The 18656-nt window shown below is 66.8% G+C and carries 18 protein-coding genes and 2 tRNA genes; 11 read left to right on the top strand and 9 right to left on the bottom strand.

Features of this window, described 5'->3' with window-relative positions; translation table 11 throughout:
• Positions 1–119: 119 nt before the first annotated feature.
• On the bottom strand, positions 120–1121 hold the full coding sequence (locus AC1DES_RS10825) for a hypothetical protein (protein ID WP_476895703.1): 1002 nt from the start codon (positions 1119–1121) through the stop codon (positions 120–122).
• A gap of 161 nt (positions 1122–1282) precedes the next feature.
• Between AC1DES_RS10825 and pepN the strand changes: the two genes are divergently transcribed.
• The 4 genes from pepN (at position 1283) to AC1DES_RS10805 (ending at position 5711) form a co-directional block, all read left to right on the top strand.
• A complete protein-coding gene (gene pepN, locus AC1DES_RS10820) occupies positions 1283–3838 on the top strand; it encodes an aminopeptidase N (protein ID WP_476895702.1) in 2556 nt (851 codons plus the stop codon).
• A 111-nt stretch (positions 3839–3949) separates the two neighbouring features.
• Positions 3950–4435, top strand: a complete 486-nt coding sequence (locus AC1DES_RS10815; protein WP_476895701.1) for an OsmC family protein — start codon at positions 3950–3952, stop codon at positions 4433–4435.
• A gap of 149 nt (positions 4436–4584) precedes the next feature.
• Positions 4585–5250 carry a mechanosensitive ion channel family protein gene (locus AC1DES_RS10810; protein WP_476895700.1) on the top strand — a complete coding sequence of 222 codons (666 nt, stop codon included), beginning with the start codon at positions 4585–4587 and terminating at the stop codon, positions 5248–5250.
• Positions 5251–5252: 2 nt separating this feature from the next.
• Positions 5253–5711 (top strand): globin, encoded by a 459-nt coding sequence (locus AC1DES_RS10805; RefSeq protein WP_476895699.1) that lies wholly within the window; start codon positions 5253–5255, stop codon positions 5709–5711.
• Between the two features lie 94 nt (positions 5712–5805).
• On the opposite strand, the gene AC1DES_RS10800 is transcribed toward AC1DES_RS10805, so the two are convergent.
• Positions 5806–6513: a Pr6Pr family membrane protein gene (locus AC1DES_RS10800; protein WP_476895698.1), complete on the bottom strand. Its 708-nt coding sequence runs from the start codon at positions 6511–6513 to the stop codon at positions 5806–5808.
• Between the two features lie 304 nt (positions 6514–6817).
• Here AC1DES_RS10800 and AC1DES_RS10795 point away from each other — a divergent pair, with 304 nt between their 5' ends.
• The gene (locus tag AC1DES_RS10795; RefSeq protein WP_476895697.1) at positions 6818–7261 is read left to right on the top strand and encodes a GNAT family N-acetyltransferase; all 444 of its coding nucleotides are present in this window, start codon (positions 6818–6820) and stop codon (positions 7259–7261) included.
• Between the two features lie 95 nt (positions 7262–7356).
• Here AC1DES_RS10795 and AC1DES_RS10790 read toward each other — a convergent pair whose 3' ends face one another.
• On the bottom strand, positions 7357–8016 hold the full coding sequence (locus AC1DES_RS10790; protein ID WP_476895696.1) for a DUF8185 domain-containing protein: 660 nt from the start codon (positions 8014–8016) through the stop codon (positions 7357–7359).
• Between the two features lie 63 nt (positions 8017–8079).
• Between AC1DES_RS10790 and AC1DES_RS10785 the strand changes: the two genes are divergently transcribed.
• The gene (locus tag AC1DES_RS10785) at positions 8080–9060 is read left to right on the top strand and encodes an acyl-CoA thioesterase (protein ID WP_476895695.1); all 981 of its coding nucleotides are present in this window, start codon (positions 8080–8082) and stop codon (positions 9058–9060) included.
• A 76-nt stretch (positions 9061–9136) separates the two neighbouring features.
• Here the strand turns inward: AC1DES_RS10785 and ettA are convergent, their stop codons facing one another.
• From ettA to AC1DES_RS10770, 3 genes are all read right to left on the bottom strand, one after another.
• Positions 9137–10819, bottom strand: a complete 1683-nt coding sequence (ettA, locus tag AC1DES_RS10780; RefSeq protein WP_476895694.1) for an energy-dependent translational throttle protein EttA — start codon at positions 10817–10819, stop codon at positions 9137–9139.
• Between the two features lie 32 nt (positions 10820–10851).
• Entirely contained in the window at positions 10852–11118 is a 267-nt protein-coding gene (locus tag AC1DES_RS10775) for a hypothetical protein (RefSeq protein ID WP_476895693.1), read from the bottom strand.
• Positions 11119–11307: 189 nt separating this feature from the next.
• The gene (locus AC1DES_RS10770; RefSeq protein WP_476895692.1) at positions 11308–11895 is read right to left on the bottom strand and encodes a single-stranded DNA-binding protein; all 588 of its coding nucleotides are present in this window, start codon (positions 11893–11895) and stop codon (positions 11308–11310) included.
• A 236-nt stretch (positions 11896–12131) separates the two neighbouring features.
• Here AC1DES_RS10770 and AC1DES_RS10765 point away from each other — a divergent pair.
• Positions 12132–12204 (top strand) — tRNA-Arg (locus AC1DES_RS10765).
• A gap of 152 nt (positions 12205–12356) precedes the next feature.
• Here AC1DES_RS10765 and AC1DES_RS10760 read toward each other — a convergent pair.
• The gene (locus AC1DES_RS10760; RefSeq protein ID WP_476895691.1) at positions 12357–13373 is read right to left on the bottom strand and encodes a magnesium and cobalt transport protein CorA; all 1017 of its coding nucleotides are present in this window, start codon (positions 13371–13373) and stop codon (positions 12357–12359) included.
• Between the two features lie 347 nt (positions 13374–13720).
• Between AC1DES_RS10760 and AC1DES_RS10755 the strand changes: the two genes are divergently transcribed.
• Positions 13721–14212 carry a LapA family protein gene (locus AC1DES_RS10755; RefSeq protein WP_476895690.1) on the top strand — a complete coding sequence of 164 codons (492 nt, stop codon included), beginning with the start codon at positions 13721–13723 and terminating at the stop codon, positions 14210–14212.
• A gap of 61 nt (positions 14213–14273) precedes the next feature.
• Here AC1DES_RS10755 and map read toward each other — a convergent pair whose 3' ends face one another.
• Positions 14274–15041 carry a type I methionyl aminopeptidase gene (gene map / locus AC1DES_RS10750; RefSeq protein ID WP_476895689.1) on the bottom strand — a complete coding sequence of 256 codons (768 nt, stop codon included), beginning with the start codon at positions 15039–15041 and terminating at the stop codon, positions 14274–14276.
• 161 nt (positions 15042–15202) lie between these two features.
• On the opposite strand from map, the gene AC1DES_RS10745 reads away from it, so the two are divergent.
• Entirely contained in the window at positions 15203–15886 is a 684-nt protein-coding gene (locus AC1DES_RS10745) for a DNA alkylation repair protein (protein WP_476895688.1), read from the top strand.
• A 104-nt stretch (positions 15887–15990) separates the two neighbouring features.
• Here the strand turns inward: AC1DES_RS10745 and mptB are convergent, their stop codons facing one another.
• The gene (gene mptB / locus AC1DES_RS10740) at positions 15991–17556 is read right to left on the bottom strand and encodes a polyprenol phosphomannose-dependent alpha 1,6 mannosyltransferase MptB (protein ID WP_476895687.1); all 1566 of its coding nucleotides are present in this window, start codon (positions 17554–17556) and stop codon (positions 15991–15993) included.
• Between the two features lie 158 nt (positions 17557–17714).
• Between mptB and orn the strand changes: the two genes are divergently transcribed.
• Entirely contained in the window at positions 17715–18374 is a 660-nt protein-coding gene (gene orn / locus AC1DES_RS10735) for an oligoribonuclease (RefSeq protein ID WP_476895686.1), read from the top strand.
• Positions 18375–18539: 165 nt separating this feature from the next.
• Positions 18540–18612 (top strand) — tRNA-His (locus AC1DES_RS10730).
• Positions 18613–18656 lie beyond the last annotated feature (44 nt).

Below are 18656 nucleotides of genomic sequence, written 5' to 3'. Positions count from 1 at the left end.
TCCGTTCAGTTGGGGCACCGGCGGGCCGCCGGGCTGCGGGGTGGGGACTGCTCCAAGCCTACTAGGGCACCTGCATCCAACCGGGTCCGGCCCGCGCCGGCCCGTTCATCCGGCCGTCGTTAGGCGCGCGGCGCGTCGCCGTCCCGGCGCGCCCGGGCGGCCACCCTGGAAAGTACATGGGCCACGTTGTCCGCCGACGCGATGCTCCCGCCGCTCACCGCCAGCCGCCGCCCGTCGGAACGGTCGACGACGACGGCGGGCCCGCTGCCGACCAGCAGGGCCGTGGTTCCGCCGTGGCTCCGGTACCCCCAGCCCCCATAGTCCGCCGCCTTGACCTCCAACGGCGTCGCGGCGTCAATGGCTGCGGCCGGCACGTCCATGACCCGCAGGACTCCCGCGGCAAAAACCCGCAGGCCGTTCCGGTCAACCCGGATCCGCGCGAACAGGAACGCCGCGGCGAGCAGGGCGACAGCCACCAGGAGCGCAGCGAGCCACGGCACGGCGATGGCCAGGAGGGCCGCGGGCAGGAGCGTCGCAATCCCGATCATGACGAACACCGAGCTGCGGGCATGCACCCACAGGCTGACGACGTCCCTCGCCAGCTCAGGATCCCGTTCATGTTCCAGGGCCTCCCGGATGGCCCTGTCGTCGTCGACGGACCAGCGTTCGTCGGCCTTGAAGACAAAGCCCATGACGACGCCGAGCGAGAGGGCCGCGCCGCTGCCCAGCGCGAGCACGGACGCGTCCACATGGGAATTCCGCGCGTCGGGCAAACCCAGCTGCCCCACCAGGACGGCGGCCAGGACAGTGGTGACAAAGAGGCTCAGGGACAGCCCCGCCCCCATCATGATGCGGCGCATCACGGCGGGCCGGGACAGCGGCACGGCCTGGAGCAGCACGGCCCAGCCGGCCAGGACGATCATTCCCGCACCGGCTCCCACGACGGCAGGGAACGGCGCGAAGTCCGCGGCCCCGGCCTCGGTCCAGCGGACGGCCAGCGGCTCGGGCAGCTGAGGCCGGACGAGGAAGGCACAGACCACGAACCCGGCGGCTAACATCAGGGGGAACCCGATCGCAAAACGCAGGGCCCTGGCATCGACGGCTTCCCGGAACTTTCCCATAGTCCCAACGCTACCCCGGCCGGCCTGCCGCGATCAGGTTGCGTGTGACGCGCGCAACTTGCCAAGAGCCAGTGACGTGAAAGAATGATTTCACAGTATCGACCGGAGGCCGCAGCCGCCCGGCACTATCGAACAATTCTGGAGGCCCAACTTTGCCCGGTATGAACCTGACGCGCGCCGAAGCCCGCGAGCGCGCCGCACTGATCGCCGTCGACTCCTATGCGGTCAGCCTGGATCTGACGCGCGGCGAGCATGTTTTCGGCTCCACGACGGCAGTGAAGTTCACCGCCGTGCCGGGATCCTCGACCTTCATCGACGCCGTGACCCACGCGGTGCACAGTGTCACGCTGAACGGGCGCGCGCTCGATCCGGCCAAGGTTTCCGACGGAATCCGGATCGCGCTTCCGGATCTGGCGGCCGACAACGAGCTCGTGGTCGTGGCCGACGCTCCGTACATGAACACGGGCGAGGGACTCCACCGCTTCGTGGATCCGGTCGACAGCGAGGTCTACCTGTACACCCAGTTCGAGGTCCCCGATTCACGGCGCATGTTCGCCGTCTTCGAACAGCCCGACCTCAAGGCCAGCTTCACGTTCACCGTCACTGCCCCCTCGCACTGGGACGTGGTCTCCAACTCCCCCACCCCCGTGCCGGTGGAGGCCACCCCCGGGGAGGACGGCGGCGCCCGCTCCGTCTGGGAGTTCACGCCCACGCCGAGGCTCTCCTCGTATGTCACTGCGCTGATCGCAGGGCCCTACCAGTCTGTCCGCAGCGAGGTGACGTCGGCGGCGGGCCGGGTCACTCCCCTGGGCATCTTCGCCCGCAAGTCCCTCATGCAATACCTCGATGCGGACAACATCTTCGAACTCACCCGCCAGGGCTTCGAGTTCTTCGAGGCCCAGTTCGGCTGCCCGTACCCGTTCGAGAAGTACGACCAGCTCTTCGTGCCGGAGTTCAACGCCGGCGCCATGGAGAATGCCGGGGCCGTCACCATCCTGGAAGGCTACGTCTTCCGCAGCAAGGTCACCGACGCCCAGGTGGAGCGCCGCGCCATCACTGTGCTGCACGAGCTCGCGCACATGTGGTTCGGGGACCTCGTGACGATGCGCTGGTGGAACGACCTCTGGCTGAACGAGTCCTTTGCCGAGTACATGTCCCATCTGGCCGCCGTGGAAAACACCAAGTTCGACCACGCCTGGACCACCTTCGCGTCCGTGGAGAAGTCCTGGGCCTACCGCCAGGACCAGCTGCCCACCACGCACCCGATCTTCGCCGAGATCAACGACCTCCAGGACGTCGAGGTGAACTTCGACGGCATCACGTACGCGAAGGGCGCGTCGGTGCTGCGCCAGCTCGTGGCCTGGGTGGGTCCGGAAGAATTCATGTCCGGCGTCCGCGAGTATTTCAGCAAGCACGCCTGGCAGAACACCGAGCTCAGCGACCTCATGGCCGAGCTCGAGAAGGCCAGCGGCCGCGACCTCGAAAAGTGGGGGCAGCTCTGGCTGGAGACCGCCGGCGTCAACACCCTCACGCCGGACGTCTCCGTCGGCGCGGACGGCATGATCTCCTCCTTCGCGATCCTGCAGACGGCGATCGAGAGCGAGCCCACCCTGCGGCCGCACCGGCTCGCCGTCGGCTTCTATAACGTCAACGCTGCCGGCAAGCTGGAGCGCGTGCACCGCGAGGAGCTCGACGTCGACGGCGGGCGCACCGAGGTTCCCGCCCTCGCCGGCCTTGCCCGGCCGGACCTGATCCTGCTCAACGACGACGACCTCGCCTACGCCAAGGTCCGCCTGGACCCGAAGTCCCTCGCCACGGCTACAGCCCACCTGAAGGACTTCAGCCAGAGCCTCCCCCGGACACTGGTGTGGGGCTCCGCCTGGGATGCGGCCCGCGACGGGGAATCACCGGCCCGCGGCTATGTGGAACTGATCCTCGCCAACATTGCCGAGGAATCCGATTCCTCCGTGATCCTGGTCCAGCTCCGCCAGCTGGCGACCACGCTGACCTTCTACGTGGCCGAAGAGCACCGGGAAGCCACCTCGGCGGCCGCGGCCGACCAGCTCTGGGAGCTCGCCTCCGCCGTTGCGGCAGGTTCGGACGCGCAGCTGCAGTTCGTGAAGTCCTACGCCCTGCTGGCCCGCAGCACCGGGCAGCTGGACACCGTGGCCGGCCTGCTGGACGGCTCCTTGACGCTGGACGGGCTGGCCGTGGACCAGGACCTGCGCTGGGAACTGCTGGCGTCCCTTGTCACCGGCGGCCGTGCCGGACAGGAACAAATCGATGCCGAGCTCGAGCACGACAACACCGCCAACGGCCAGAACGCCGCCGCCCTCGCCAAGGCAGCCATCCCCACTCCGGAGGCCAAGGCCGAGGCGTGGGATTCGATTGTGGTCAAGGGCGATCTCTCCAACGCGCTGCAGGGTTCGGCCGTCATGGGCTTCACCCGGGTGCTGGACCCGGCCCTGCTGGAGCCGTACTCGGAGAAGTACTTCGAGGCCGTTCCGGGCATCGTCGCCAACCGGACCCACGCGCTCGCCCAGCAGATCGTCGTCGGGCTCTACCCGGCGCAGCTGACCACGCAGGCGACCGTAGACCGTACGGATGAGTTCCTCTCCTCGCTGCCGGAAGACAGCGCGGCGCTGCGGCGGATGATGCTGGAGAACCGCGACGGCGTGGCCCGCGCCCTGCGGGCCCGCCAGGCCGACGTCGGCTAGGAGCCCCTACCGGAGCCCCGCCCAACTAGCTCGCAGCAGGGGCCGTTTTGGACCCCCATAACGGCCTTAGCTGCCAGCTAGTTGGGCAGGGACGTGCCCTAGTGTGGACTCATGAGCCTCGACGAGCACCGCTACGCGCTGACAGTCCGCTGGACCGGGAACCGGGGCGCGGGTACGGCGTCGTACCGCGGCTACTCACGGGACCACGACGTCGAGATCCCCGGACTGCCGGTCCTCAAGGGCTCCGCCGATCCGACGTTCCACGGGGACCGGGCGCGCTACAACCCGGAGCAGCTGCTGCTGGCGGCTCTCTCGCAGTGCCACATGCTCTCTTTCCTGCATGTGGCTGTGAAGCACGCCGTCGTGGTGACAGCCTACGAGGACCAGGCAGCGGGCCTGATGCGGACCAACCGGGACGGCAGCGGCCAGTTCGAGTCCGTGACGCTCCGGCCCCGGGTGACCGTTGCCGACGCGGCGTCGCTGGGGCTGCTGGAAGAACTGCACGTCGAGGCCAACAAGGTGTGCTTCATTGCCCGGAGCGTCAACTTCCCGGTGCTGCACGAACCCGTGGCCGTCGTGGCGCCCCAGGCGGACTGAACGCGGGGCAACGCTGCGGCGCTAACCTTGAAGGTGAACAACGTATTTTGCGCCCGGCCGATGCCGGGCGCCCGGAGCGATGCAGATCCGGAGTGCCGGCCGGAAAACTCCTGCCGGCAAGCGCAGCAGCCAAAGGAGCACCCCCGCCGATGTACCGTACGTCCTCGACCGAGACGATCACCCCGCCGGACATTTCGGCCATCAACGTGCCCGGACTGCTCATCAGCATCGGGGTCGGCGTGGCCGTGTGGCTCGTGGCGTCGTTCGTCATCGCAGGGATCACCAAACGCGTCGCGGCCGGGACCACGTTCTTCAAGAAGCCGCACTTCCGCTGGGTGGCCCCCGCACTGCGCGCGCTGGACCATGAACGGCGTGTCCAGCGGGCCAACACCATCGGCTCGCTGCTCAACAGCGTCGTCGGCGTGCTGATTGCGGTCATCAGCATCATCTACGTGTTCAAGAACCTCAACGTGGACATTGCCCCGCTGCTGACCAGCGTCGGAATCCTCGGCGTGGCGATCGGCTTCGGCGCCCAGCAGCTCATCCGCGACTTCCTTGCAGGCATCTTCATCACCATTGAGGACCAGTACGGGATCGGCGACGTCATCGAAACGTCCGAAGTCGTCGGCACGGTCGAATCCATGGGCCTGCGGATCACCCGGGTGCGGGCAGACGACGGGACCATCTGGTACCTGCGCAACGGGGAAATCCTGCGCGTGGGCAACCGCTCCCAGGGCACCTACGTCGCCCCCGTCCAGGAAACCGCGGACAGCCCCGACGCCGGGGCGGCACCCCAGCAGAAAGCCGGAGAATAACCGTGACGATCCCCAGCGCCGGCGAGCCCCGCCAGCCCAAGATGCTGATGCAGAACGACCCCTTCAGCCAGCCCGGCTACACCGATAACTTCTACGTCGCCGTGGGCGGCCACGAGACGTTCGTGAAGCTCATCGATGTGTTTTACGACGGCGTCGCGACGGATCCCCTGCTGCGGCCCATGTACCCGGAACAGGACCTCGGCCCGGCCAAGCGGCGTTTCCTGATGTTCCTTGAACAGTACTGGGGCGGCCCGACGACGTACGGCGAGGAACGCGGGCACCCGCGGCTGCGCATGCGCCACCAGCCCTTCCGCGTCACCCCGGAGGCGAAGGACCGCTGGCTGCTTCACATGCGCACCGCCGTGGATGCCCTTGAGCTTCCGCCGTTGTACGAGGGAACGCTCTGGGACTACATGGAACGGGCTGCCCTGTCCATGGTGAACAGCCCGTCCGGGGCCTGAGGCCGGACGTGGAAAGACCCCGGAGGCACTTGGGGGAATGTCTCCGGGGTCTTTCTGTGTACAAGACTACCCTGCAGGGTGCCAAACGAGACTTCTAGTGCCGCTCGCGCCCGGCTGCGAGCGCGGAACGCCAGTTGCCGGCGAAATGAACGAGAAGCGCAATCACGAGGAACGCGACGAGCACCTGCGCTGTCGTCGTCAGCGCTGCCGGCCAGCCGCCGTCGAGCGTCGGATCAAGGAAGTCGTAGACATACCAGCCGTCTACCGCTCCGCGCCCCCACGAGAATACGAGGAAGGCCACCGGGTAGGTGAGCCACACGACGGGACGCCACCCGTTGCCCCGCACGGTCCGCGTTACGAGCAGCCAGTCGAGCGCGACGAAGAGCGGCGCCAGACGGTGGTGCGCGAGCTGGGGCCAGTACATGTCCCAGCTCCACCACGGCTCGCCCGGCGGGGCCACGAGGACCACGTAGATGATTCCCGTCATCACCAGATAGAGGACCAGCGCGCCGAACAGGTGGTCCCACCACTGTGGCAGCCACGTCCGCGGCCACGTGGCGGACGCGAGAAGCACGAGTCCGAGGATCAGGTTCGACTGGACCGTAAATTCCGAGTAGAGCTGCGCAACGTCGACGTTGTTGCCTTGGAGCGTCGCGTCGAACGTCTTCCGGGCGAGGGCGACGAGCACGAAGATGCCCACCGCGAAGCGGAGCACACGGATCACGATGCGGTCCGGATGCAGCGCATCATTGAAACCAATGTGGCGCGCGATCGGAGGAATCAACATCGTCAGCCCAGTCATGCGCCCAGTGTGGCAGGACCGCCAGGTCAATAACAGCTGACGAGCGCTGGTGCAACCTCTGGGCCGTGGACGAACCCAGCTCCGGATCCGGCACGATGCGTTACGGGCTTCGCCGGGCGGCAGTCCGCGCGTTCCTCGCCGGCCGTTATTTCCTCTTGATCCTCGGCTTACAGGCGGCGGCTCCCGAGAGATACTCAGCGTCGGAACCGCCGTCACGATCCTCGCCGCCAGCCCGATCCACCGGCTGAACGCCACGGCCACGTTGTCCCCCTGAAGCTCTTCACCAACGCCCTAGAGTAATCCCATGCTGATAGTTCGCGAGGAATGCGCTGATGACCGGGCCGCACTTGCAGCGCTCAGAGCGACCTGGGCCGCGGAGCAGGAGCCGGGGCTGCCGGACGATGCGGATTTCGAAGACACTTACAGCGGCTGGATGGATGCCAACCCGCGAAAGTTCTTTGTCGCCGAAGAGGACGGCAAACTGGTCGGGATGCTCAACCTCCTGATCTTTGAGCGGATGCCCAAACCAGGGAAGGACCCCTCCCGCTGGGTCTATCTGGGGAATGTCTACGTGCTGCCCGAGTTCCGGAATGCCGGAATCGGAGGCAGGCTCGTCCGCGAGGCGATTGGTTTCTCGCAGGGCATCCAGGCAGCAAGGATGGTGCTTTCGCCCTCTCCTGCCTCGCGCAACTTCTATGCCCGGCTGGGCTTCCAGCCTGCCAAGGAGCTCAGCATTCTCCGGTTTTAATCCGGACGCCGGCGCGAACCCCCGTCAAACTCACGGCGATCACCGGCGCTGACGAGACGCTTTGCCCCCTATGGAGCACACCGATACTACGGATCCTAGAGTCCTGAGCCGGTGCGGACCAGGACGTGCCCGCGGCTGCCGCTGAGCCGGAACCACCGTCCGGCACGGTACAGCTGCTGCTCCCCGTCAGCCAGGAAACCCAGGGTGAGCGCCGCGAACGCGGCGCCCGCCGGCAGGCCGCCGGCGCCGGGTAGGGCCCGGCCCCACACAGTGGCGCGGGCGTTGTTGACGATCAAGGCACCGGGCTGGTCCGGAATGACTGCGGCAACTTCGGCGATGCCGGCCTCCGCGGCCTGCCGCAGCGCGGTGTCCCGGAGGGTGCCGAACAGCTCCCACCCGCCCCGCGGCGCCCCCACACCGGCCCATGACTCGGCAACGTTCACCGGCGGCAGCGGCAGCTCGACGTCGTTCTCCCCCGCCCGCGCAAGCCGGTCCAGCACCGCTGACAGCGGCACCGTCACATCGGTCTCGGCAGGCTGCGCCAGCGCCATGGTGCGCAGGCCCAGGATGGTGGGCGTGGATTCCCCCAGCAGCCGGGGCCGCAGCACGCACACATAGGCGGCGAGCACGGGACCGGACGCCTGCAGCCGGATGGCGCCGTCGTCAATGGACTTGGCGCGGGTGGCGAACGTGCGCAGGTCGGCAAGGTCGCGGGGATCGGTGAACCGCAGGGGCTGGGTTAGGACGTCAGACACAATATGGACTCTACCGGTTGTGCCTCTTTTGAGCGGTGCCGGGGTGACGTCTAGAGTCAAACCATGACTGAAGCCGAAGCCGGATTGCAGGGGCTGCCCACGCAGGACCCCACCTCCTCGCTCATCCAACTCCTGAACCTCGGCGAGCTGGAAGGCGCCCGGACGGACGAGGACATTTTCATGGGCCCTTCGCAGCAGCAGCCGCGGCACCGGGTCTTCGGCGGACAGGTGCTGGCGCAGTCCCTCATCGCGGGCAGCCGCACCGTTGCCCCCGGCCGCAGCGTGCATTCCATGCATGGCTATTTCCTTCGCCCGGGAGACGCCAACAAGCCCATCACCTTCGGCGTCCAGCGCCTCCGGGACGGCCGGTCCTTCTCGGCCCGCCGGGTCCACGCCTACCAGGAAGGCATGCCGATCCTGTCGATGATCGCGTCCTTCCAGGACGAGGACGAGGGCATTGAGCACCAGTCCGAGATGCCCACCGGCATCCCCGCCCCGGAATCCCTGCCCAGTACGGCCGACCTCCTGGGGAAGTTCGATCACCCGGTCGCGCGGCACTGGGCCTATGAACGGCCGTTCGATATCCGGCACGTCGACCCGGCGCTGTACGTCTCGGCCAAGGGCCGCAAGGAAGCACGCAACGCCGTCTGGATGAAAACCTTCGGGCCAATGCCGGACGACCCCGACCTGCACCGGGCCGCCCTGGCGTACGCGAGCGACTACACCTTGCTCGAGTCGATCCTCCGCAAGCACGGAATGAGCTGGATCACGCCCGGAATGTCCGTGGCGAGCCTGGACCACGCCATGTGGTGGCACCGTCCGGTCCGGGTGGACGAGTGGCTGCTCTACGTCCAGGAATCCCCCAGCGCCCAGGGCGCCAGGGGCCTTGCGACGGGCAAGATCTTCAGCCAAGACGGCCGCCATGTGGCAACGGTGGCGCAGGAGGGCATGATCCGTGTTCCGACCGACCTCAAGCACAAAGTGGCGGGCGCGGTCCAGTCCAAGGTCTTGCAGCACCAGATGCGCAAGGCCGAGCACCGGTGACGCCGGGCCGAGCGTCCGCAGGATGACGAGAAAAGGCCGGCTCCCCGCGGGGAGCCGGCCTTTTGTCTTGCGGTGCTTAGTCGCGGGTGAGGCGGCGGTGGGTCACGCGGTGCGGCTTGGCGGCATCCGGGCCCAGGCGGTCGACCTTGTTTTCCTCGTAGGACTCGAAGTTGCCCTCGAACCAGTACCACTTGGAGGGGTTCTCCTCGTCGCCTTCGTAGGCGAGGATGTGGGTGGCGACCCGGTCCAGGAACCAGCGGTCGTGCGAGACCACGACGGCGCAGCCCGGGAATTCGAGCAGGGCGTTTTCGAGGCTGCTGAGCGTCTCGACGTCAAGGTCGTTAGTGGGCTCGTCAAGGAGCAGCAGGTTTCCGCCCTGCTTGAGGGTCAGCGCCAGGTTGAGGCGGTTCCGCTCACCACCGGAGAGCACGCCTGCCTTCTTCTGCTGGTCCGGTCCCTTGAAGCCGAAGGCGGCAACGTAGGCGCGGGACGGCATTTCGACGTGGCCGACCTGGATGTAGTCGAGACCGTCGGAAACGACCTCCCACAGGGTCTTGTTGGGGTCGATGCCCCCGCGGCTCTGGTCGGCGTAGGAGATCTTGACGGAATCGCCGATCTTCAGTTCACCGCCATCGAGGGGCTCCAGCCCGACGATGGTCTTGAACAGGGTGGTCTTGCCGACGCCGTTCGGGCCGATGACGCCCACGATGCCGTTGCGGGGCAGCGTGAAAGTCAGTCCGTCGATCAGGGTGCGGTCCTCGAAACCCTTCTGGAGGTTCTTCGCCTCGAGCACGAGACCGCCGAGGCGCGGTCCCGGCGGGATCTGGATTTCTTCGAAGTCAAGCTTGCGGGTGCGGTCGGCTTCTGCAGCCATTTCCTCGTAGCGGGCCAGACGGGCCTTCGACTTGGTCTGGCGGCCCTTGGCGTTGGAGCGGACCCACTCGAGTTCCTCGGTGAGGCGCTTGGCCTGCTTGGCGTCCTTCTTGCCCTGGACTTCCAGGCGCGCGCGTTTCTTCTCCAGGTACGTGGAGTAGTTGCCCTCGTACGGGTAGAGGTGGCCGCGGTCGACTTCGGCGATCCACTCGGCCACGTGGTCGAGGAAGTACCGGTCGTGGGTGACGGCGAGGACCGCGCCGGGGTAGCTGGACAGGTGCTGCTCAAGCCACAGCACGCTCTCCGCGTCGAGGTGGTTGGTGGGCTCGTCGAGGAGCAGCAGGTCCGGCTTCTGGAGCAGGAGCTTGCACAGTGCCACGCGGCGGCGCTCACCACCGGAGAGCAAGGTCACGTCGGCTTCCGGCGGCGGGCAGCGGAGGGCATCCATGGCCTGCTCGAGCTGGGAATCGAGATCCCAGGCATCGGCGGCGTCGATCGCTTCCTGCAGCTGGCCCATTTCCTCCAGGAGGACATCGTAATCAGCGTCAGGGCTGGCCATTTCCTCGGAGATCTCGTTGAAGCGCTGGATCTTGCCGATGATCTCGCCGACACCTTCCTGGACGTTGCCCAGGACGGTTTTGTCCTCGTTCAGTGGCGGTTCCTGCAGAAGGATGCCCACCGTGTAGCCGGGGCTGAGCCTGGCCTCGCCGTTGGACGGGGTGTCCAGACCGGCCATGATCTTGAGAATGGTGGATTTACCGGCACCATTCGGGCCGACGACGCCAATCTTGGCCCCCGGGAAGAAGGACATGCTCACGTCATCGAGGATAAGTTTTTCGCCAACGGCCTTGCGGGCCTTGGTCATTGTGTAGATAAATTCCGCCATGCGTACAAATCTAGTGGCTCCGCCGGGATAACTCACATTCCGGGGGCACTGGACACGGTCCTTAACTCAGCCCGGTACTCCCGCGAGGACAGCCGCCCCTGCGCCAGGGCCTGCATAACGCTCACGGCAACCCCGGCCTTCCGCAGCAGCGCAACAATCCAGTTGCCGCCCTCGCGCACGGCGTCTTCGACGGCTTCGGCCTCCGGTCCCGTAGACCAGCAGCTTCGGGGCCGCGGCGTTGAGGGGCACAGGAAACCGGGACCGGAACCGTGCGCCCCGGCCGCGACGGCGAGGGGCACCGCCCGGCGTGCTCTCGTCGTGGCCCGTAGCACCGGGCAATTTCTGCAGCGAAGGACCCGGGACCCGGCTCCGGCCGCCGGACCCCGCTCGTCGTCACCGCTCACACGGGCTGCACGGGGCCGCCGGCTCACTGGTCTACCGGGGGCGCCGGCTCACTGGTGTACCGGGGCCGGGGTTAAGAGCCGGGTTCAGGCGGCTCCTTTAAGTTCCCCGGTTTCCTCATCAACCTCCTCTTCCTCTACACCAGTGCCGTCGATGAACATGACCGGCGGTGGCGCCTCGTCGTCGTCGTCGGCCCCCTCGGGCATCCTGTGCTCGTCCTCGGTGTCGTCCGGGCTGTCATGCTGGCTGTCCTTGTGGCCGTCATCCGGGCCGAGGTTGGGGGCGGAAGGCTGACCGCCGGCTGCCTGGTTGCCGGATCCGGCCGTGCGCGTGAAGTTGGCGGAACCCCACATGAGGTCGTGGCCGACGGATTCGGCGTCGATTTCCGCCACGTGATAAACCCTGCCGTCCTTCTCCCAGGTCCGCATCTTCAGCCTCCCGACGACGATGACCCGCTGGCCCTTCTTGATGCTGCAGCCGACGTTGCCAGCCAGTTGCCTGTATCCCTGGACGGTAAACCAGTTGGTGTTCCCGTCGATCCATGTGCTGGTCGCACGGTCAAAACGCCGATCGGTAGCGCCCATCCGGAATGATGCCGTGGCCACGCCACCGGGGGTTGTCGACGATCTGATCTCAGTGGCTACGAAGCCACGGACCGTGATGTTGTCACTCATTCTCATGTCCTGTCTCGAATTGTCGTGCCCTAGAAGGCATTTCCAGCTTCGCCTGACGAGCTTCCCGCGGGGAGTCCCGAACCGAGCCATGTGGAAAACCAGGGATCAGAGGGGTTGCTGGGGACAAGTGACGACGGGCTGGAGCAGCCGCGTGCCGTGCTTGACCGTCGCCGGCCGGAAGGCACTGTAAACTTTTTGAGGCGTCCCCGGGCAATGGCCGGACGGCGCGCCACCGTGCCCCAGTAGCTCAGGGGATAGAGCAGCGGCCTTCTAATCCGCCGGTCGGGGGTTCGATTCCCTCCTGGGGCACAAGAGCGTGGCCCTGAGTTGTGGATGTCCACAACTCAGGGCCACGCACTTCTTCAGCACCGGCCACCGGACGCCTCGCCGACAGCGCTGGCAGCACCGGCCTCCGGAACCACCCGGCCGCCTCCGCCTGGGCGCCGGCAGCACGGGGCTGATCAAATCCACTTGTTGTGTTTGAACGCCAGATACAGGACCACGCCCATGCCGACCATGAGGCCCAGGGCCATCGGGTAGCCGAAGTCCCAGGCGAGTTCGGGCATGATGCGGAAGTTCATCCCGTAGATCGACGCGATCAGGGTCGGGGCGAACAGGATCGCAGCCCAGGAGGAGATCCGCTTGACCTCCTCGTTCTGCGCGATGCTCGACTCCGTCAGGAGGCGCATTTCGTCGTTCTGGCGCTGGGCCACGAGGGCTGCGTTGACGGCCAGCGCGTTCTGGAGCAAGGCACGGAAGGCCGTGATCCGTTCGCCGAGCCGCAGCGTGTGATCCAGGACATCCCGGAAGTGGTCCTGCAGTTCAGGGTTGGGCTCCCGGTCCGGAGCCCCCGCCATAAGCGACTGAAGGATGGCCGGAAGAGGCGCCGTCGCGCGCTGGAACATGATGACCTGGCGCGAAAGTTCGTAGATCCTGCGTGACACGCCCGGATCTGCGGCGAAGAGATCATCTTCGATTTCATCGATGTCGTTCTCCAGACCGGCGGCGACCGGCTCATACTCGTCGACCACCTGGTCCACTATCGCGTAGAGCACAGCGTCGGGCCCCAGGGCCAGGAACCCCGGCTCGGCTTCCATGCGCCGGCGGACCCGGGCCAAATTCGGTGACTCGGCACGGCGGACAGTAATCACAAAATCGGGACCCGAGAAAACGTGGATCTCGCCAAACTCGACCTTTTCCACGTCGTCCAGATACCGCGCCGGCCGCAGCACCAGGAACAACGTTTCGCCGTAGTGTTCCAGTTTCGCCCGCTGATGGCCGGCGAGCGCGTCCTCCACGGCCAGATGGCTCAGGTCGAATTCTTCGGCAACCGACCCCAGCTCCTCCGCGTCCGGCCGGTAGAGCCCGATCCAGGCCATGCCTTGTCGCTGCCGCAGCAGGAAATACGTCTCGTCCAGGTCTTCCGGATCTGCGGTCCGGTAACCGTCCACGTATACGGCGTTATCGACAATGGTCACGGCCGTGCCTCCTCTTCAAGGCTCTGCAAGGCTTCCCTTGGCTGTGACGTTATACCGTGCGGGGGCCGGTGCCAACAGCCGCCCTTCCCCAGAGGGCCGGCGGAGTTGCCGCGACAATTGGCTGCCGCTCAGCGTCCTCCAGCGGCCGCGAAGGCCATGCCGCCGGGATGGTACGGCTTGCCCGGACCGCGCCGGAAGGAACCCGGCCCGTTGCCACCACGTTGCTGCAACGCGCTCCGCTGCCGCAGCCGCAGCCGCAACACATCAGCACACTTAGGATTGAGTGGACCGGCAGTGCACAAGGGGAAGCCTGTGCGCCCTGCCGGCAACTGAAAGGTACAGCCGCCATGACCCAGACTCCTCCCGGATTCGATCCCAACGAATCGAACGACCCCATGAACGCCCAGTATCCGGGGGCCGCTGACCGAACGTCCGGATCCGACGCAGTGAGCGCAACCCCTGGAGGCCCGGGAACTGGCCCGGACGCTGTTTCCGGGGCTCCGGCGGCCGCAACGACGGCACCGCCCGTGGAAGCACCGCGTGCGGAGGCACCCGTGCCGCCGGCTCCTGCCCCGGCAGCGCGCCAGGTCACCCGCGCGGGAATGGTCTGGGCCGCAGTGGCCAGCGCGCTGGTGGTGCTGATCCTGCTGATCGCCTTCATCCTGCAGAACCAGGAGTATGTGCAGGTGAAGTTCTTTGGCCTCGAGGGATCGGTACCGCTCGGCATTGCACTCTTCATCGCGGCCGTCGGCGGCGGCGTGCTGGTCGCCATCGCGGGAGCCGCCCGCATCATTCAATTGCGGCTCGCCGCGCATCGGCAGCGCGCCGGCCGGCGCTAGGTTCGACGCGCTGCCGGGACGCGCCGTCGTCCGCCCGACGGCGCTCGCGGGCTGGCGGACGCTAAGGCAGCGTCAGGATCACAGGCCCGTCGGCCGTGATGGCCACAGTGTGCTCGCTGTGCGCCGCCCGGCGACCGTTCGCCGAGCGGAGGGTCCATTCGTCGTCGTCGTGGTAGTAGTCATCCTTGCCGCCGAGGATCAGCATGGGCTCGATGGCGATCACCAGGCCCTCCGTGAGCTTGATGCCGCGGCCGGGGCGCCCATCGTTGGGGACGTGTGGCTCAGCGTGCATGGTGCGCCCGATCCCGTGGCCGCCGTGGTCGGCGAGCAATCCATAGCCGGCCCGGCGGGCTGCCCCGCCGATCGCATAGGCGATGTCCCCCATCTTGTTCCCGGGCCGGGCGGCGTCGATCCCCCGGGCCAGTGCCGCGTCCGTGGCGTCGATGAGCGCCTGGTCCGCCGGGTCCACCGTTCCGACAACGAAACTGACGGCAGCGTCCCCGCACCAGCCGTCCAGGAAGGCTCCGCAGTCCACGCTGAGGAGGTCCCCGTCCTGGAGCTGGTAGTCGTTCGGGATGCCGTGCACCACGGCATCGTTGACGCTTGCGCAGATCACTCCGGGAAACGGGACCGACGCCCACCGCGGACGGTAGTTAAGGAAGGCCGGGGTTGCTCCGGCCCCCGAAATGGACGCCGCGGCCACTTCGTCAAGCTCCTTAAGTGAGACGCCGACGGCGGCGGCTTCCCGGACCCGGGCCAGCGCGTTCGCCACCACCCGGCCCGCCTCGCGCATCAGGACGATCTCTTCGGGACTCTTGATCATGGACATGGGTCTTCCTTCCGCCGCCGGCGGGAGGACCGCCGGGCTGAGCTCTAAAGCCGACTCCAACTCTAAAGCCGGCGGCACCCTGTCTGCAGTTGCCGTCTGAAGTTGTTGTCTGCAGTTGCCGTCTGAAGCCTCCGGAGTAAATTGCCATCTAGAGTTGCCGCATGGCCAACACCGAACTCATCGCGGCGATCCGGACGCGTCTCCAGGAAGCGGCTGATCCCTCCCGTGCTGCGGGGGCGCAGGCGTACATGAAATCGGAGATGCCGCACCTGGGCGTGCGTGTTCCCGAGGTCCGCAGGATAGTCAAAGCTGCCGCCGCAGAGCTGCCTCCCGCGGGCGTCGAAGAGTTGAGGTCGACGGCTCTTGCGCTCTGGCGGGACGCCGCCTGCCGCGAGGAACAGTATGCCGCCATCGACCTCACCGGCCTTCGGATGGTTGCCCGCGAGCCCAGCATGCTGGCCGTCTACGCGGAGATCATCCGCCACGGGGCGTGGTGGGACCTGGTTGACGCGGTGGCGCACCGGCTCGGCGCACTCCTGCAGGCGCACCGGGAGGAGCTGACGCCGGTCCTGCGGCGCTGGAGCACTGACGGGAACCTGTGGATCCGGCGGGCCTCGATCACGGCCCAGCTCGGGGCCGAATCCGCCACCGACGTCGCCCTGCTGGCGGCTGTCATCGAGGCGAACCTGGGCGATTCCGAGTTCTTCATCCGGAAGGCCATCGGGTGGGCGCTGCGTGAATACGCCAAGACCGATCCGGACTGGGTACGGGCCTTCGTGCAGCGGCACGGCCAGGCGCTGAGCCCGCTTTCACGCAAGGAAGCGCTCAGGAACCTGCACGCCTAAGCTGTCGCAGGGCCCGGCGGCCATCGCAAGGCCCGGCGGACGCGTCAAGGGCCCGGCGGACGCGTCAAGGGCCCGGCGGACGCGTCAAGGGCCCGGCGGACGGGTCAGATGACCGGGCGGGTGGTGACCGGCTCGTCCGACTTGCTGAACAGCAGCTTGGTCCGTGGATCCAGGAAGATCAGGTACAGGGCGAACAGCAGGGCGATGATGGCGGCGGCATTGCGTGCCAGTGCCAGGGCCAGGCCGAGGTCTGCTGTCTGGAGGTAGGGGAAGACGTCGAGCTGGTCCGAGATCGCGTAGACCATGAAGAAGGACACGATGAAGTAGAGGGCCTTGACCTGCCAGTCATCACGGATGCCGGTGACGGCAAACAGCGGGATAAGCCAGACGATGTACCAGGACTGGATCATCGGCGCCAGGAGCACGACGGCGGCGAACGCCAGGGTGAGACGGCGCATGAGGCGGTCGTGCTCACCGCGGAAGATCTGCCAGGCGACAATCCCGACGGCCAGCAGTTTGCCGGCGTCGTACACCCATTTGGCCATCCCCCAGCCGTCGAGGCCGAAGGCGTTGGAGATGGATGCGATCACCAGACCGAGCAGGCCAACCGGCGCGTACCAGATCCAGATGCTGCCCGGGGCGGACAGCCCGTTGATCCAGCCGAAGCCGAAGCCGTTGACCCGGCTCATGAGATACAGCAGCGCCAGGCTGATCCCGGCCGTAAGTCCCCAGTACAGGACCTTCCGCGGCCAGCCGGCGTTCTTCCCTGCCCACAGCAGGCTGATGAACGGCAGGAAGACGATCGTGATGGGCTTGACGGCGATGGACAATGTCACCAGCACGATCCCCAAGATGACCCGCCGCGTCGCGCAGTAGTAGAGGCCGGCGAGGGCGAGGCCGATCATGAGGGAGTCGTTGTGGACGCTGGCGATGAAGTTGGTCAGGAACAGCGGGTTGGCGACGGTCAGCCACAGTGCCCGGTGCGGGTTGACGCCGTGAAGTTCGGCGAGCTTGGGCACATAGATCACGCAGAGGACGATTCCGATCAGCGCGGCGACGCGGAAGAGCATGATGCTGCCTTCCGGGTGCACGTGCGTAGACCAGACGACGAACTGCTCTATCCAGAGGAAGAGCTGGCCATACGGGACCGGAGCCTCCGTCCACATCTTGTCTGCGCCCAGCTGAAAATAGTTCGACAGCGCGGAGATGCCGTTTTCGTACGGATTGAAGCCCTCCACCATCAAGCGGCCCTGCCCGATATAGGCGTACACGTCCCGGCTGAAGAGCGGAACGGAGAACATCAGCGGAAGCCCCCAGGCCACGACTGCCTGGAGTGTGGCCTTGTGGGCCGCTGCCCCCCACACACGCACTCTCTGGCCAAGCCGCAGCCATGCCCGGACCAGCAACATGCCGCCGACGGCCAGCAGGACGATGCACAGGCCGACGCCGACGGCCTCGGTACGCATCCAGATGAACAGCGGAAGCCGCCGGAGGTCGGAGACCGGGGCCAGCCAGCCGACGCCAAGCGATCCGACCGCCATGAACAACGAGCCGAGGAAGCCGACCAAAATTGGGGACCGGGCGTTGTCCACCTCATCGAGAGCCGCCGCTTGGGAGGTGCGGGACGTACCGGCAGCCGTTTTCCCCGCCGCAGGCACAGGCGCCGTCATCTCAGAATCGTCCAATCTGTTTGTGGGGCACATTTCCGTCCTCAGCCGGCCGTTGGGTCCGTTCCGGGGCGCGCCACGATGACGAAAAAATCGACCGCGGCGTACCCGAAATCCTAACACCGGACGGCTCTGGCGCGACGAAACGGTAGGCTGGGCGGGTGCCTATATCTAATGAACGCATCGTCTGGATCGACTGCGAAATGACCGGCCTGGACACCAAGAACGACGCCCTCATCGAGGTGGCCGCCCTGGTGACGGACTCGGAACTCAACATCCTCGGCGACGGCGTGGACGTCGTCATCAAACCGGACGACGCCGCACTGGCCCAGATGAACGATTTCGTCCGCGACATGCACACCCGGTCCGGGCTGCTGGAGGAACTCCCGCACGGCAAGACCATGGCAGAGGCGCAGGCGGCGGTGCTCGACTACATCAAGAAATGGGTACCGGACCCCCGGAAGGCCCCGCTGGGCGGCAACTCGGTCGGCACCGACCGCGTGTTCCTGGTCCGCGACATGCCCGAGATCGTCGAGCACCTGCACTACCGGGTCATCGATGTGAGCACCATCAAGGAGCTCTCCCGCCGCTGGTTCGCCCGGGCCTACTTCCAGTCCCCCGCCAAGATGGGCGGCCACCGCGCCCTCGGGGACATCAAGGACTCCATCGACGAGCTCCGCTACTACCGGGAAGCGGTTTTCGTGCCCGCGCCGGGACCGGACAGCTCCACCGCGCTGCGGATCGCGAAGAAAGTCATGGGCGCCCCGGAAGCCGCCGCGGAAGCCCCCGCAGGGGCCGCTCTTGAGGCCCCTGCCGAGTAGTTGCCGGCCGCGAACGACACCGCCGGGACAGTAATCTGCACCACGTTTGTCGGAAATTTCGCCGAAATCGGCAAAAGTGGCAAAAGCACCTGCGAATAACAGGTAAGCTATTTGTCGTTGCCTTTGCAGCCAGCCGGTCCGCCGGAAGGCATGGCGGGGCACATGGTGGGCGTAGCTCAGTTGGCAGAGCGCCTGGTTGTGGTCCAGGAGGTCGCGGGTTCAACCCCCGTCGCTCACCCTCATGAAGGACGGCAGTGTTTGTCCGACCTTTGGCAAAGGCCG

The organism is Arthrobacter sp. 05T442 (assembly GCF_056395945.1).
Note: the sequence above shows the minus strand (reverse complement) of the source record. Positions and strands in the feature narration are given on the sequence as shown.

Excerpts from the sequence above, each read along its gene's own strand:
- AC1DES_RS10745 (WP_476895688.1), top strand. The coding sequence starts at position 15,203 with ATGGCCAACACCGAACTCATCGCGGCGATCCGGACGCGTCTCCAGGAA.
- AC1DES_RS10810 (WP_476895700.1), top strand. The coding sequence starts at position 4,585 with ATGTACCGTACGTCCTCGACCGAGACGATCACCCCGCCGGACATTTCG.
- AC1DES_RS10785 (WP_476895695.1), top strand. The coding sequence starts at position 8,080 with ATGACTGAAGCCGAAGCCGGATTGCAGGGGCTGCCCACGCAGGACCCC.
- ettA (WP_476895694.1), bottom strand. The coding sequence starts at position 10,819 with ATGGCGGAATTTATCTACACAATGACCAAGGCCCGCAAGGCCGTTGGC.
- AC1DES_RS10755 (WP_476895690.1), top strand. The coding sequence starts at position 13,721 with ATGACCCAGACTCCTCCCGGATTCGATCCCAACGAATCGAACGACCCC.
- AC1DES_RS10815 (WP_476895701.1), top strand. The coding sequence starts at position 3,950 with ATGAGCCTCGACGAGCACCGCTACGCGCTGACAGTCCGCTGGACCGGG.
- pepN (WP_476895702.1), top strand. The coding sequence starts at position 1,283 with ATGAACCTGACGCGCGCCGAAGCCCGCGAGCGCGCCGCACTGATCGCC.
- mptB (WP_476895687.1), bottom strand. The coding sequence starts at position 17,556 with ATGACGGCGCCTGTGCCTGCGGCGGGGAAAACGGCTGCCGGTACGTCC.
- AC1DES_RS10800 (WP_476895698.1), bottom strand. The coding sequence starts at position 6,513 with ATGACTGGGCTGACGATGTTGATTCCTCCGATCGCGCGCCACATTGGT.
- AC1DES_RS10795 (WP_476895697.1), top strand. The coding sequence starts at position 6,818 with ATGCTGATAGTTCGCGAGGAATGCGCTGATGACCGGGCCGCACTTGCA.
- AC1DES_RS10825 (WP_476895703.1), bottom strand. The coding sequence starts at position 1,121 with ATGGGAAAGTTCCGGGAAGCCGTCGATGCCAGGGCCCTGCGTTTTGCG.
- map (WP_476895689.1), bottom strand. The coding sequence starts at position 15,041 with ATGTCCATGATCAAGAGTCCCGAAGAGATCGTCCTGATGCGCGAGGCG.
- AC1DES_RS10770 (WP_476895692.1), bottom strand. The coding sequence starts at position 11,895 with ATGAGTGACAACATCACGGTCCGTGGCTTCGTAGCCACTGAGATCAGA.